General features: G+C 61.9%; 11 protein-coding genes. 7 read left to right on the forward strand and 4 right to left on the reverse strand.

From position 1 onward, the window contains the following. The first annotated feature begins 222 nt into the window (after positions 1-222). Both PQQ52_RS00275 and galU read left to right on the forward strand, forming a co-directional pair. Positions 223-3,102, forward strand: a complete 2,880-nt coding sequence (locus tag PQQ52_RS00275) for a valine--tRNA ligase (RefSeq protein WP_408205776.1) — start codon at positions 223-225, stop codon at positions 3,100-3,102. Positions 3,103-3,175: 73 nt separating this feature from the next. After that, on the forward strand, positions 3,176-4,057 hold the full coding sequence (galU, locus tag PQQ52_RS00280) for a UTP--glucose-1-phosphate uridylyltransferase GalU (RefSeq protein WP_408205778.1): 882 nt from the start codon (positions 3,176-3,178) through the stop codon (positions 4,055-4,057). 274 nt (positions 4,058-4,331) lie between these two features. Here galU and PQQ52_RS00285 read toward each other — a convergent pair whose 3' ends face one another. The 4 genes from PQQ52_RS00285 to PQQ52_RS00300 form a co-directional block, all read right to left on the reverse strand. Further along, the gene (locus PQQ52_RS00285) at positions 4,332-4,559 is read right to left on the reverse strand and encodes a sulfurtransferase TusA family protein (RefSeq protein WP_025600552.1); all 228 of its coding nucleotides are present in this window, start codon (positions 4,557-4,559) and stop codon (positions 4,332-4,334) included. Between the two features lie 136 nt (positions 4,560-4,695). Then, positions 4,696-5,736 (reverse strand): Gfo/Idh/MocA family oxidoreductase, encoded by a 1,041-nt coding sequence (locus PQQ52_RS00290; RefSeq protein ID WP_408206749.1) that lies wholly within the window; start codon positions 5,734-5,736, stop codon positions 4,696-4,698. Then, positions 5,736-6,752 (reverse strand): inositol 2-dehydrogenase, encoded by a 1,017-nt coding sequence (iolG, locus tag PQQ52_RS00295; RefSeq protein WP_408205780.1) that lies wholly within the window; start codon positions 6,750-6,752, stop codon positions 5,736-5,738. Before iolG ends, PQQ52_RS00290 begins: the two co-directional genes overlap by 1 nt. After that, positions 6,745-7,626: a MurR/RpiR family transcriptional regulator gene (locus tag PQQ52_RS00300; protein WP_408205782.1), complete on the reverse strand. Its 882-nt coding sequence runs from the start codon at positions 7,624-7,626 to the stop codon at positions 6,745-6,747. Before PQQ52_RS00300 ends, iolG begins: the two co-directional genes overlap by 8 nt. Before the next feature lie 277 nt (positions 7,627-7,903). On the opposite strand from PQQ52_RS00300, the gene PQQ52_RS00305 reads away from it, so the two are divergent. From PQQ52_RS00305 to iolD, 5 genes are all read left to right on the forward strand, one after another. After that, on the forward strand, positions 7,904-8,950 hold the full coding sequence (locus PQQ52_RS00305; protein WP_408205784.1) for a sugar ABC transporter substrate-binding protein: 1,047 nt from the start codon (positions 7,904-7,906) through the stop codon (positions 8,948-8,950). A 191-nt stretch (positions 8,951-9,141) separates the two neighbouring features. Continuing rightward, the gene (locus PQQ52_RS00310; RefSeq protein ID WP_408205786.1) at positions 9,142-10,323 is read left to right on the forward strand and encodes an ABC transporter permease; all 1,182 of its coding nucleotides are present in this window, start codon (positions 9,142-9,144) and stop codon (positions 10,321-10,323) included. A gap of 13 nt (positions 10,324-10,336) precedes the next feature. Then, complete coding sequence (locus tag PQQ52_RS00315) at positions 10,337-11,161, forward strand: ATP-binding cassette domain-containing protein (protein ID WP_408205788.1); 825 nt, start codon at positions 10,337-10,339, stop codon at positions 11,159-11,161. A gap of 65 nt (positions 11,162-11,226) precedes the next feature. Beyond that, positions 11,227-13,293 (forward strand): bifunctional 5-dehydro-2-deoxygluconokinase/5-dehydro-2-deoxyphosphogluconate aldolase, encoded by a 2,067-nt coding sequence (locus PQQ52_RS00320; RefSeq protein ID WP_408205790.1) that lies wholly within the window; start codon positions 11,227-11,229, stop codon positions 13,291-13,293. Then, positions 13,290-15,263 carry a 3D-(3,5/4)-trihydroxycyclohexane-1,2-dione acylhydrolase (decyclizing) gene (iolD, locus tag PQQ52_RS00325; protein ID WP_408205792.1) on the forward strand — a complete coding sequence of 658 codons (1,974 nt, stop codon included), beginning with the start codon at positions 13,290-13,292 and terminating at the stop codon, positions 15,261-15,263. Before PQQ52_RS00320 ends, iolD begins: the two co-directional genes overlap by 4 nt. Positions 15,264-15,266 lie beyond the last annotated feature (3 nt).

Genomic DNA, 15,266 nt, shown 5'->3' on the forward strand with positions numbered 1-15,266 from the left:
AGCCGCTTTCTTTGCTTATCTTTCTTTGCGGCGGCAAAGAAAGTAAGTGCCTGCCCCGCACAGGGGCGAACGCTAATAAACCAATAAGAACTCAAGGAAAGGCCAACGCCATAGGCAAACAGCCACACAGCGCCCCGCAGGCAAAAAACCCAAGCAAAGCCCCCCTCCCGCAGCGCCGCTTATAATCGAGCATTCTTTGCATCCACCAGCAGACGGACAGAAATGAGCGAGACCCCGAGCGACCCGACCTCCACGCTTGCCAAAAGCTTCGAGCCCCACACCATCGAAGCCCACTGGGGCCCCGAATGGGAAAAGCGCGCCTACGCGGCACCCTCCTTCGACGAGAACAAAAAAGACTTCTCGATCCAGTTGCCGCCCCCGAACGTCACGGGCACCCTGCACATGGGCCACGCCTTCAACCAGACGATCATGGACGGCCTCGCCCGCTATCACCGCATGCTCGGTGAAAACACCCTCTGGGTGCCGGGCACGGACCACGCGGGCATCGCCACGCAAATCGTCGTCGAACGGCAACTGGATGCCACAGGCGTCTCCCGTCACGACCTCGGCCGTAAGAAGTTCGTCGAACGCGTCTGGGAATGGAAGCAGGAATCCGGCTCGACCATCACGAATCAGGTGCGCCGCCTTGGCGCGTCGATCGACTGGTCGCGCGAATACTTCACGATGGACGACAAAATGTCGGCCGCCGTGCGCGACGTGTTCGTACGCCTGTATGAACAGGGTCTGATCTACCGCGGCAAACGCCTCGTGAACTGGGATCCGGTGCTGATGACGGCCGTGTCCGACCTCGAAGTGGTCAGCGAAGAAGAAAACGGCCACCTCTGGCACATCCAGTACCCGCTCACAGACGGCTCGGGCCATCTGACGGTCGCCACCACGCGCCCGGAAACCATGCTGGGCGACACCGCCGTGATGGTCCATCCGGAAGACGAGCGCTATGCGCACCTGATCGGCAAAACGGTCACGCTGCCGCTCTCCGGCCGCGAAGTCCCGATTATCGCGGACGACTACGTCGACCGCGAATTCGGCACCGGCGTGGTCAAGGTCACGCCCGCGCACGATTTCAACGACTATCAGGTCGGCTTGCGCCACAAGCTGCCGATGATCGAAATCCTCACGCTCGACGCGAAGATCAACGAGAACGCACCGGAAAAATATCGCGGTCAGGACCGTTTCGCAGCTCGCAAAGAGGTCGTGGCCGACCTCGAAGCCCTCGGCGCGCTCGAATCAGTCAAGCCGCACAAGCTGATGGTGCCGCGCGGCGACCGCACGGGCGTCGTGATCGAACCGATGCTGACGGACCAATGGTTCGTCGCCATGAGCAAGCCGGCGCCGGAAGGCACCTTCAATCCGGGCAAGTCGATCGCGGAAACGGCGTTGGACGTGGTTCGCAGCGGCGAAATCAAGTTCGTGCCGGAAAACTGGTCCACCACGTACTATCAGTGGCTCGAAAACATCCAGGACTGGTGTATCTCGCGCCAACTCTGGTGGGGCCACCAGATCCCGGCGTGGTACGGCGAAAACGGCGAAATCTTCGTCGCCAAGACCGAAGAAGGCGCGCGCGAGAAGGCCACCGAAGCCGGTTACACGGGCTCGCTCAAGCGCGACGAAGACGTGCTCGACACGTGGTTCTCGTCGGCGCTGGTGCCGTTCTCATCGCTCGGCTGGCCTGCCGAGACGCCGGAACTGAAGCACTTCATGCCCTCGTCGGTGCTGGTCACCGGCTTCGACATCATCTTCTTCTGGGTCGCGCGCATGGTCATGATGACCACGCACTTCACGGGCAAGGTGCCGTTCGACACGGTCTACGTGCACGGTCTCGTGCGCGACGCCGAAGGCCAGAAGATGTCGAAGAGCAAGGGCAATACGCTCGACCCGATCGATATCGTCGACGGCATCGAACTCGACGCGCTGGTGGCCAAGCGCACCACCGGCCTGATGAATCCGAAGCAGGCTGCGTCGATCGAAAAGAAAACCCGCAAGGAATTCCCGGACGGCATTCCGGCGTTCGGCACGGACGCGCTGCGCTTCACGATGGCGTCGATGGCCACGCTCGGCCGCAACGTCAACTTCGACCTGGCGCGCTGCGAAGGCTATCGCAACTTCTGCAACAAGCTGTGGAATGCCACGCGTTTTGTGCTGATGAATTGCGAAGGCCACGATTGTGGTTTCGGCAAGCCGGAGCAATGCGGTGAATGCGGCCCGGACGGACACCTGAACTTCTCGGCGGCCGACCGCTGGATCGTCTCGCGCCTGCAGCGTGTGGAAGCGGAAATCGCCAAGGGCTTCGCGGACTATCGTTTTGACAATGTGGCCAACGCCCTATACAAGTTCGTATGGGACGAATACTGTGACTGGTATCTCGAACTCGCCAAGGTTCAGATCCAGACGGGTCAGCCGAACCAGCAGCGCGCAACGCGCCGCACGCTGCTGCGCGTACTCGAGACAGTGTTGCGCCTCGCGCATCCGGTGATTCCGTTCATTACCGAAGCGCTGTGGCAAAAAGTTGCACCGTTGGCGGCCCGCTACCCCGAAGACAAAGCCGAGGGCGAAGCGTCCATCATGGTGCAGCCGTACCCGGTTGCAGAGCCGTCGAAGATCGACGAAGACGCGGAGCAATGGGCAGCTGACCTGAAAGCAGTGATCGATGCGTGCCGGAATCTGCGCGGCGAGATGAATCTGTCGCCGGCGGTCAAGGTGCCGTTGCTCGCTACCGGCAACGCGGAGCGCCTCTCCACTTTCGCTCCGTACGCTCAGGCATTGGCCCGTTTGTCGGAAGTGCAGATCATCGCCGACGAGGCAACCCTGGATGCGCAAGCAGATGGCGCGCCAATTGCTATCGTAGGGAATGACAAGCTCGTGCTGAAGGTGGAAATCGACGTGGCTGTCGAGCGTGAGCGTCTGTCGAAGGAGATTGCGCGGCTTAGCGCGGAAGTCACCAAGTGCAATGCCAAATTGCAGAATGAAAGCTTTGTTGCAAAGGCGCCGCCGGCAGTCGTTGAGCAGGAGCAGAAAAGGCTGGCAGAATTCGAAACCACGATTGGTAAGCTGAAAGCCCAGTTGGCGCGTTTGCCGGCCTGATCGACGCTCCGTGTCCGCCCCGTCGTGGGCGGGCAAGGACCAAAAGCAAAACCAGAGGATTCAGGGTAATCACATGCTAAAAGTTACAAAAGCGGTATTTCCGGTAGCAGGTCTTGGCACCCGGTTCCTCCCTGCCACGAAGGCCAGCCCGAAGGAGATGCTGCCGATCGTCGACAAGCCGCTGATTCAATACGCGGTGGAAGAAGCCATGGCGGCCGGCATCACCGAAATGATCTTCGTCACGGGCCGCAGCAAGCGCGCGATCGAGGACCATTTCGATAAGTCATACGAAATCGAGGCGGAACTCCTGGCGCGCGGCAAGGACAAGCTGCTGGAACTGGTGCGCAGCATCAAGCCGAGCCATGTCGACTGCTTCTACGTGCGTCAACCGGAAGCGCTAGGTCTGGGCCACGCGGTGATGTGCGCCGAAAAGCTGGTGGGCGACAACCCGTTCGCCGTCATCCTCGCAGACGACTTGCTGTACGGCACACCGCCCGTGATGACACAGATGATCGAAGTGTTCGACCACTATCACAGCTCGGTGATTGGCGTCGAAGAGATCCCTCACGCGGAGACGAAGTCGTACGGCATCGTCGACGGTAAAGAGTGGGAAGACTCGATCATCAAGATGTCGGGCATTGTCGAAAAGCCGGAGCCGAACGTCGCGCCGTCGAATCTCGGCGTGGTGGGCCGCTATGTGCTGAAGCCACGCATCTTCGAACATCTGCGCGCGCTGAAGCCGGGCGCAGGCGGCGAGTTGCAGCTGACGGACGCAATTCAATCGCTGCTGGCCGATGAACAGGTGCTGGCGTACAAGTACCACGGCACGCGTTTCGACTGCGGCAGCAAGCTCGGTTATCTGAAGGCGACGGTCGAGTTCGCGCTGCGTCACCCGGAAGTGGCAGCCGATTTCGAAGAATATCTGCGTACCCGTTCGCCGGTGCTGGAAGGCTGAGCAACGGGGCAGCCGCGCAGAATCTCTTTGCGCTGTTAGCCTCTCGATAGCATCAGTCAGACGTAAAAAAGGCGCTGTGCCCCGATTCGCGGGCACAGCGCCTTTTGTTTTTTGGGGCCGACTCAGGAAGGCCGCCTAGGGCGCCTGGCTTACGGAGTAGAGGCGTCTGGCTAAGGAACTGCTTGGCCTGTGAGGGCGCTTGGCCTAGGGCACGCGGCTCAGGGCACGCGGCTCAGGGCGCGAGAGTGAGCGCGCCTGCTCTGGGGCGCGCAGGTTAGCGGCGCTTCATCAGAAACGTGAAAACCTTGTCATGCGCCGAGCTTTCGACGATTTCGTTGCCGGTTTGTTTCGCGAACGCGGCGAAATCGCGCTGCGAGCCCGGATCGGTAGCCAGTACCTTGAGAATCTGGCCGCTTTCCATGTCGGCGAGCGCCTTCTTGGCGCGCAAAATGGGCAGCGGGCACATCAGCCCGCGCGCATCGACTTCCTTGTGAACCTGAATTTGCATCGACGATGACCTTCGGGATGAGGCGTCGTACGCGACGCCGGACAGAGGGTCAAATTCTACAGCAGGCGTCGTTCAGCCGCCGGACGTGACGCTGTCACGTCGATTATCGCAATCCGGCGGCATTCTGGCGCTACAACGTGACAGCTTCTCCGCTCTGTAGCGACTGCCGCAAGGCCATGCCGATCCGCGTCGCTTCGAGCGCATCGGCCAGCGTAGCGCCTGCTTGCGCATTCGATGCCGGCCCGCCCTGCACCGCTGCAACGAAGGCACGCGCCTCATGCAAAAACGCATCCTCGAACCGATCGAAGAAGGTCGGCGTGCATTCATTGCGAACGCCCGTCGCGTCGTAGATCTCGACGCGATTCGCACGCGGATTGTGACCAATCGCCAGCGCGCCGGCAGTGCCGATCACCTCGCTGTGCGTATCGTTACCGTGAGCCTGCGTGCGTGACGCGTAGAACATCGCGAGCTTGCCGTCCTCGAATTCGCAGATCGCCACGCCGTTATCGACGTCGCCGAACTCCCGCAGCCCCTCGTGCAATGCGACCGCGCCCGCCGCAAACACGCGTTTGGCGCGCGGCTTGCCGAGCAGCCAGCGCGCGACGTCGATGTCGTGCACCGTACAGTCCAGAAAGATGCCGCCTGAGGTCGCAGCAAAACGCACGAAGAAACCGTCGTTGTCGTTCTGATCGGTGGTTTGCGAGCGCACCAGAAACGGTCGGCCGATCTTGCCGGCTTCGATCTTGTCGAACGCATCCTTATAGCTCGGATCGAAACGCCGCATGAACCCGATAGTCGCCTGCAAATGCGGATAGCGCGCGGCCTCGGCCAATACGCGTTCGCATTCGGCGAGATCCAGCGATAGCGGCTTCTCGCAGAACACATGTTTGCCGGCACGCAATGCATCGATGATCTGCTGCGCGTGCAACGACGACGGCGTGACAAGCCACACCGCGTCCACGTCGCGATCGGCGAGCAGATCCGCATAGTCATCATAGAGACGCGGTTCGGGCAACGTCTCGCGCGCCCATGCCCGCTCATCTTCCAGTGGACTGCAAGCGGCCACGAGCGATGCACCCGGCACACGATACGCCAGATTTTCCGCGTGCCGCTTGCCCAAACGCCCCAAACCGACCACGCCCAAACGAAGCCGCCCCGTAGTCGCCTGCATCACGATGCCTCGCCGAGTTTCACCGCGCGCCCCTCGCGCCACGAGCGTGTCGCGGCGTCGGCGAGTTCGAGCGCTTTCAGGCCGTCTGCGACGGTGGTTCGCACCGGCTTGCCGTGTGTGACCGCGTCGAAGAAATGTGCGATTTCCAATGCGTACGCCGCGCGATAACGTTCGAGGAAAAACGCTTCGGGCACATCGCTCGACACCTCGGTTCTCGAATAGGCCGTAACCTCGGTGGGACGCACATTACCTGCCTGCAGCATGCCGGTGCTGCCGAGCACTTCGAAACGCTGGTCATACCCATAAGCCGCGCGCCGCGCGGTATTGATCTGGCACAGACGGCCGCGCTTCGTGCGAATCGTCACCGCGGTCGAATCGATATCACCCGCTTCGGCAATCGCCGGGTCTGAGAGACAACTGCCGGTGGCATGCAGCGTGTCGGCTTCGTCGTCGAGAATCCAGCGGAAGATGTCGAAGTCGTGAATCAACATGTCTTTGAAAATGCCGCCCGAATGCTTGATGTACTCGACCGGCGGTGCGCCCGGATCGCGGCTCGTCACCACCAGCATTTCCGGCGTGCCGATTTCTCCCGCATCGATGCGTGCTTTCAACGCGGAAAAGGTCGGGTCGAAGCGACGTTGAAAGCCAATCATGCAAACCACGCCCGCACGCTCCACGGCGGCGGCGCAGGCACGCGCGCGCTCCAATGTCAGGTCAACCGGCTTCTCACAGAACACATGTTTCTTCTGCGCGGCCGATTTCATGATCAGATCCGCGTGTGTGTCCGTGCTCGAACAGATCACCGTCGCGCCGATCGACGCATCGCCCATCGCGCCATCGATATCCGCAACCTGCGCGCCGTGCTCAGCGGCGAGCGCCGCAGCCGCCTCGCGGTTCACATCGACCACATACTTGAGCCGCACGCCCGGCTGCCGGGCCAGATTCGCCGCATGAATCTTGCCGATACGCCCCGCGCCGAAAACCGCTACGTCGATCGTCTTTACCGCCTCAGTCATCGTATCCTCCAGTCTCTTTGGATTCTTCCACGTTCAGTTCGAGCTTGTACGCGAGCGCGATGAACAACGCCTGGCACAAACAGATCGTGCTGGTCAGGGAGCGGAATGCGAACGCGCTGCCCTCTTTCACATACAGTTGAGTGGTGGCGTAACGCGCCAGCGGAGAAAGTTGGCTATCCGTAATAACCAGTGTCTTCGCCTGATGGTGATGTGCGACGCGCAGGCAATACTGCGTTTCCTTGCCATAGGGCGCGAAGCTGATCGCGATCACCACGTCGTTCTTCTTCACGCTGCGAATCTGCTCGCGATACATACCGCCGAAACCGGACACCAGGTGCACGCGCTTCGGCGTGTGCTGCAACGCGTAGACGATGTAACTCGCCACCGGAAACGAGCGCCGCACGCCGATCACGTAGATGTTGTCGGCCTGCTGCAGCATCTTCACGGCGGCGTCGAACTGCTGGTCGTCGAGGCCTGCTTCGAGTTCTTCGAGACCGCCGCGCGAGGCCGCGATGAATTCGCGCGCCACTGAGCCGCCAGACAACGCCCCGGGTTTCTCGTCGATCAGCTTGCGAATCCGCTGCTGATAACTCGGCGAGGACGTGCCCTGCCCCGTATACGCCTGACGAAACACCGCCTGCAGATCGGAGAAGCCGGAAAAACCGAAGCGCTGCGCGAAGCGCACCACGGCAGACGGATGCACACCGCAACTCGCCGCGATATCGCTGGTGCGATCCACCATCACGCTCGAGCGATGCTGCTCGATATACGTCGCGACATTCTTCAATTGACGCGGCAACGCTTCGTAGTTTTCCGCGATGCGCTGCATCAATTCTTCGACGCTCGGCAATTCTTCTGTGCTCTCTTCCGCCATGGCTCTCTCTTCGTTGCTTTATTGCAGTGCGGAAGGCGCTTGCAACGGCCGCCACACAGCATCCTGACGCTGCCGATTATAGGCAGGCACATCGTCAAATGGAACGTATTTTCTATTTTTATTTGTCATGAAATTTTCATTGCAACGCTTCGGAAGATGGCCTAATCTTGGTCGTGAGCGATGGTGCATCGGCTGACGCATGCCGCAACGCACGCAATTGAAAGGCTGCCCGCCAGACGCTCCCTTCAATAACGACAGACCGAGAAAGGTGGAGACAATGAGACTTTGCAAGGGCAAGGCTACGCTCAGGATTCTGGTGGCGGCATTGACGTTGGCGACGGGATTCGGTGCGGCGTCGGCCGCCCGCGCGGCTGACGCTCACTTCGTGCTGATCAGCCACGCGCCGGATTCGGATTCGTGGTGGAACACCATCAAGAACGCCATCAAACAGGCCGACGAAGATTTCAACGTCGAAACCGACTACCGTAATCCGCCGAACGGCGACATCGCTGATATGGCACGTCTGGTCGAGCAGGCGGCCGCGCGCAACTACGATGGCGTGATCGTCTCGATTGCCGACTTCGACGTACTCAAGAGTTCAATCGCCAAGGTCACCGAGAAACACATCCCGCTCGTCACGATCAACTCCGGTACCGAAGAGCAAAGCGCGCAGCTTGGCGCGATCATGCACGTCGGCCAGCCTGAATACACCGCGGGCAAGGCGGCCGGTGAAAAGGCGAAGGCAGCGGGCATCAAATCGTTCCTGTGCGTCAACCATTACGCGACCAACCCGGCTTCGTTCGAACGCTGCCGGGGCTTTGCCGAGGCAATCGGCGTCGACTTCAAGTCCTCCACGCTCGACGCTGGCCAGGACCCGACCGGCGTGCAATCGAAAGTGAGCGCGTACCTGCGCAATCACCCGAACACCCAGGCGGTGCTCACCCTCGGTCCGCTGTCGGCAGCGCCAACGATCAAGGCGGTTCAGCAGATGGGCCTCGCCGGCAGGATCTGGTTTGCGACATTCGATTTCGACAGTGACATTGCGAAGGGCATCCAGGACGGCACGATCCAGTTCGCGATCGACCAGCAACCCTACCTGCAAGGCTATATCCCGGTCGCTGTACTGGCCATCGTGAAGAAGGAACACACCACTGATCCGGCGAAGATCCGCAAGATCCTGGAGGCCAATCCGAAGTTCCAGCAACGCCTCGCCACCTACGGCCTGGCACCCGCCTATGGGCCGCGCAATATCGGCTCGGGCCCGGGCTTCATCACCAAGGCCAATATCGACAAGGTGGTCAAGTACGCCGGGCAGTATCGCTAACGCATTTCGCTGGAAGTACGGACACGGGAGAACCGTTCCGGCAGGTATGAAGTAAGTGGATGCGGCCGGCCGCAACTGGCCAGGCCGCCCCACGCCTGCGTTCACCACGCTTTACGTGCACTACGCGCCATGCGGTCCGATTGCAGTCCGCTTACGACTGCTTTTCGCCGGGCGCATCAAGGAGAGCTTCAATGGGCGTAGCCAAACCCTTCCATCCCCATCCCCGCAAGCAGCCCCCTTCCGGCAATGGGACGGCGTCTGCGTCGACGTCCAACGGTGCGCCCGCGGCGGCCGATGAGCGCGTGCGCCAGGAATCGTGGTTCCGGCACCTGCTGAACCGTCCGGAATTCGCCGCCCTCGCCGGCACCGTGATGGTGTTCCTCGTGTTTGGGATTGCCGCCGGCAACTCCGGCATGTTCAACCTCGACGGCGTGATGAACTGGTCGCAAGTGGCCGCGTATCTTGGCCTGATCGCGGTCGGTGCGTGCCTCCTGATGATTGCCGGCGAATTCGATCTGTCGATCGGATCGATGATCGGCTTCTCGGGCATGATGGTCGCGCTGCCCACCATGTACTTCCACTGGCCGATCGCATTGTCGATCCTGTTTGCGTTCGCCGGATCGATGCTGCTCGGCGCACTCAACGGCTATCTGGTGATGCGCACACGGCTGCCGTCATTCATCGTGACGCTGGCGTTTCTGTTCATTCTGCGGGGGCTCACGCTGGCCCTGTCGGTCATGTTCGCCGACCGCACGATCATCTCCGGCGTGGGCGACGTTGCCGCTCACGACTGGTTCGCCCATACCTTGTTCCAGGGCGTCGCATTCAAGGGCCTGTTCATCTGGCTCGGGCAGATAGGCGTCGTCAAGCTGCTCGATAACGGCAATCCGCTCGTGCCGGGCATTCCGAAAGTCCTGCTCTGGTGGTTCGCGCTTGCCGCCGTCTGCGCATTCACCCTCGCCAAGACCCGCTTTGGCAACTGGATTTTCGCGGTTGGTGGCGACGCCAACGCGGCGAAGAACGTCGGCGTGCCGGTGCGGCGCGTGAAGATCTCGCTGTTCGTGCTGACTGCCTTTTGCGCGTGCCTGTTCGCCGTGCTGCAAGTGTGCGACATCGGATCGGCCGCGGCCGACCGCGGGCTGCAGGCTGAATTTGAAGCCATCATCGCCGCGGTGATCGGCGGCACACTGTTGACCGGCGGCTACGGTTCGGTGATCGGCGCCTGCTTCGGTGCGCTGATCTTCGGCGTCGTGCAAATCGGCATCACCTACACGAATGTCGACTCCGACTGGTTCCGCGTATTCCTCGGCGTGATGCTGCTGATCGCCGTGCTGTTCAATCACTACGTGCGCCGCCGCGTCGCGCAGTCGTAACGAGGAGATGACCATGTCCGATACGAATACGGTGAACACCGCGGCTGAGCCGCAGGACGACGTGATCCTCGCACTCGAAGACGTCAGCAAGTACTTCGGCCAGGTGATCGCGCTGAGCGGCGTGACTTTGCGCCTGAAGCGCGGCGAAGTGCATTGCCTGCTCGGCGACAACGGCGCCGGCAAATCGACGTTGATCAAAACGTTGGCCGGTGTGCATCAACCCTCTTCCGGCCAGTATCTGGTCGACGGCAAACCCGTGCTGTTCGAGTCACCGAAAGACGCGCTCGATCTCGGCATCGCCACCGTCTATCAGGACCTGGCGTTGGTGCCCTTGCTCTCGGTCGCGCGCAATTTCTTCATGGGCCGCGAGCCGCAAAAGAAACTGTTCGGCTTTCTGAACGTGATGGACCTCGAAACCAGCGCTGCCACCGCACGCGACAAGCTCGCCGAAATGGGTATCAACGTGCGAGATCCGCATCAACCGATCGGCACGATGTCCGGTGGCGAGAAGCAATGTCTGGCGATTGCGCGGGCGATTCACTTCGGCGCGCGCGTGCTGATCCTCGACGAACCGACCGCCGCGCTCGGCGTCAAGCAGAGCTTCAATGTGCTGAAGCTGATCCACACGGCGCGTGCGAAAGGCATCTCGGTGATCTTCATCACACACAACGTGCATCACGCGTATCCGATCGGCGATTCGTTCACCCTGCTCAATCGCGGCAAATCGCTCGGCACGTTCACGAAGGACACCATCAGCAAGGATGAAGTGCTCGACATGATGGCCGGCGGCGCCGAGATGCAGAAGATGATCGGCGAACTTGAAGGCGCGACGATCTGATTCATTCGCGCGGGGTTTCGGCGCTCGCCGCGCCGTTCACCGCGTTCAGCTATTCAGGAATATTCATGAATCATTCCAGCACATCCAGCGGGACCGGGATCGTGAACGGTAATGGGCAGACACCTGCCTCAGCGGCAACGGCCAGCCGTTTCGCACCGGACCGCAGCCGCGACATCGTCTGTCTTGGCCGTCTTGCCGTTGATCTGTACGCACAGCAGGTCGGCGCGCGGCTCGAAGACGTATCGAGCTTCGCGAAGTATCTCGGCGGTTCGTCGGCGAATATCGCGTTCGGTTGCGCCCGGCTCGGGCTTCTATCAGCGATGCTGGCGCGTGTCGGTAACGATCATATGGGCCGGTTTCTCACCGAGACCCTGACGAAAGAGGGCTGCGACGTCAGTCATGTGCGCATCGATCAGGAAAGGCTGACCGCGCTCGTTCTGCTCGGTTTGAAAGACCGCGATACGTTTCCACTGATCTTCTATCGTGAGAACTGCGCGGATATGGCGGTGGATGAAGCGGATTTCGACGAGGCATACATCGCGTCGTCGAAAGCGCTGCTGATTACCGGCACCCACTTTTCGACAGAACAGGTGAACCGCACGAGCCTCCGCGCACTCGATTACGCGCGACGTAACAACGTGCGCACCGTGCTCGACATCGATTATCGACCGGTGTTGTGGGGGCTCACCGGCAAAGCGGATGGCGAAACCCGCTTCGTCGCGAGCGAAGGCGTGACCGCGCATCTGCAGCGCATTCTGCCTTTGTTCGATCTGGTGATCGGCACCGAGGAGGAGTTCCGCATCGCCGGCGGCAAAACCGAGCTCATCGATGCACTCGCGATGGTACGCGCCGTGACGCCGGCCACGCTGGTCCTGAAGCGCGGACCGATGGGCTGCCAGATCATCGACGGCAACGTGCCCGCCACGCTCGACGATTTACCAATTCATGGCGGAGTCGAGGTGGAAGTGTTGAACGTGCTCGGCGCGGGCGATGCGTTCGCCTCGGGTTTTCTCTCCGGATGGTTGCGCGATCAACCGCTCGAAGCGTGCGCGCGGGCGGCGAATGCCAGCGGCGCGCTTGTCGTCTCGCGTCACGGCTGTGCGCCCGCGATGCCGACACCGGCCGAACTCGACTACTTCCTGCGCGAAGCCAGGACCGATCCTCAACGCATGCGCCGCCCCGACCGCGACGCGACGCTCGCGCGGCTGCATCGCGTCTCCCCTGCCCGCAAACAATGGGACGAAGTCCTCGGTTTCGCGTTTGACCACCGCAATCAGTTTTTCGAACTCGCCCAGCAGACCGGCGCCGACGAAGCACGCATCGCGCAACTGAAGGGTTTGTTCGTCGACGCCGTTGCGCAGACGGAAGCCGCCTTGGGGTTGCAAGGCCGCATCGGCATATTGAGCGACGACCGCTACGGTCAGGACGCACTGAACGCCGCCACCGGCCGCGGCTGGTGGATAGGCCGCCCGGTTGAGTTACCGGGGTCCGTACCGCTCGTGTTCGATCACGGCCGTTCAATCGGCACGACACTGATTGCGTGGCCGCAGGAACACATCGCCAAGTGCCTCGTTCAATTCCATCCCGACGAACCGGTCGAGCAACGCCTCGAACAGGAAGCACAGCTGCGTGCGCTCTACGACGCGACGCAAGCAAGTGGCCACGAGCTATTGCTCGAAGTGATTCCGCCGAAACACGCGCATCTGCCGCAAGCACCGGACATCGTCTATCGCGCGTTGAAGCGGCTGTACAACATCGGCATCTATCCGGAATGGTGGAAGCTCGAACCGATGGACGCCGCCCAATGGCAAGCCGTCGACGCGCTGATCGCCGAACGCGATCCGTACTGCCGGGGCGTGGTGTTGCTCGGTTTGTCGGCCGGTGTCGAGCAATTGAACGAGGGCTTTCGCGCGGCGGCGCAATCGGCGACGTGCCGAGGCTTTACCGTGGGTCGCACGATCTTTCACGAACCGAGCCACGCATGGCTCGCCGGTGAGATCGACGACAACGAACTGATCGCACGGGTGCGCCGCACGTTCGAAACGCTGATCGCGTCGTGGCGTGCGACGCGCGGCGCGACAAGCGCGCAGCCCACCACGGCGAGCCACGCACATCAGGAGCAGGCGGCATGAACCAACGCGTGTTGCATCAATATGCGGCGTCCGCCAACGACGCCACCCAGGCACATGCGCCCTCGGGTGGTACCGTGCGCCTGACGACCGCCCAGGCACTGGTTCGTTATCTCGCCGCGCAACGCGTTGCGACCGAAGACGGCACCGGCACCGAACCACTCTTTGGCGGTGTGTTCGCGATCTTCGGGCACGGCAATGTAGCGGGAATGGGCGAAGCCCTGTACCAGCACCGCGACGTGTTGCCCACGCTGCGAGCTCATAACGAACAGGCGATGGCGCACAGTGCGATCGCCTATGCGAAGGCACATTTCCGCCGCCGTATGATGGCCGTCACGACGTCGATCGGACCTGGCGCGACCAATCTGATCACCGCGGCCGCGCTCGCGCATGTGAACCGTCTGCCTGTGCTGCTGTTACCCGGCGACGTGTTCGTCTCGCGCGCGCCCGATCCAGTATTACAGCAGGTTGAAGATTTCCATGATGGCGGCGTCTCCGCCAACGATGCATTCAAACCGGTGTCGCGCTACTTCGATCGCATCGTGCATCCGGCGCAGTTGCTCACTGCATTGCCGCGCGCCTTGCATGTACTCACCGACGCTGCGTTGTGCGGTCCCGTCACACTCGCGCTGCCACAGGACGTGCAAGCACAGGCATGGGATTTTCCTGTCGACTTCTTTGCGCCGCACGTCGTCAGGTTCCACTCCCCCGCGCCGCGCGCCGAGGATATCGACGCAATGGTTGCCCGTTTGCGCCGCGCAAAGCGTCCGCTGATTGTGGCGGGCGGCGGGGTGCTCTACGGACGCGCAACCGATGCACTACACCGCTTCGCCACCACGCATGGCATTCCGGTAGCGGAAACGCAAGCAGGCAAAGGGTCGCTCGCGTGGAACGATCCGTTGAACGCCGGCGCGTTGGGCGTGACCGGCTCGCCTGCCGCCAATGCGCTCGCCCACGATGCAGACTGCGTGCTCGCAATCGGCACACGCCTGCAGGACTTCACTACCGGTTCGAACACATTGTTCACGCAGGCCGACGTGATCGGCATCAACGCGAATCCATTCGACGGCCTCAAGCATCGCGCGCTGGTGGTCGAAACCGACGCGCGTCTTGCGCTGGATGCGCTCGCCGAACCCCTGCAAGGCTGGCACGCGGACCGCACATGGACCGCGCGCGCGCACAAACTCGCGGCAAGCTGGCGCGATACCGTGAGTACGCTCACGCATGCGCCGCAACGCGACACCGTCTTGCCGTATGAAGGCGACGTGATCGGCGCGGTGCAGCGTTCGAGCGCACGGTCCGCGACAGACGACATCGTCGTTTGCGCAGCGGGAACCTTGCCGGCCGAATTGCACAAGCTATGGCGTGCGGGAAAACCGGGCGCATATCACGTCGAATACGGCTACTCATGCATGGGCTACGAGATCGCCGGCGGCCTCGGCGTCAAGCTCGCGCGCCCCGCGCGTGAGGTAATCGTGATGCTCGGCGACGGCAGCTATCTGATGATGAACAGCGAGATCGCGACTTCGGTCATGATCGGCGCGAAGCTGATCGTGGTGGTACTCGACAATCGCGGCTACGGTTGCATCAACCGTTTGCAGCAGGCCTGCGGTGGCGCGCCGTTCAACAACCTGCTCGACGACTGCATGCAGGGGCCGCTCGGCGCACCCAAGATCGATTTCGCCGCCCATGCACGCTCGCTGGGCGCGCACGCCGAGCACGTCGCGAACATCGCTGAACTTGAGGACGCACTGCAACGTGCGCGTGCCGCCGATCGCACCTACGTGATCAGTATCGACACCGACCCCGCCCGTACCACGGCCGACGGCGGCTGGTGGTGGGAAGTCGCCGTGCCCGAAGTATCCGCGCGCGACACCGTGCGTGCCGCGCGTTCGCAATACGACGCGCAACTCGCCGCACGCGCTGCGCCCGCCGACCCAAGCGACCGCCCCGGCCACATCGACAACGAATGAGGA

This window comes from Paraburkholderia sediminicola, assembly GCF_046030555.1.
Classification (GTDB): domain Bacteria; phylum Pseudomonadota; class Gammaproteobacteria; order Burkholderiales; family Burkholderiaceae; genus Paraburkholderia; species Paraburkholderia sediminicola_E.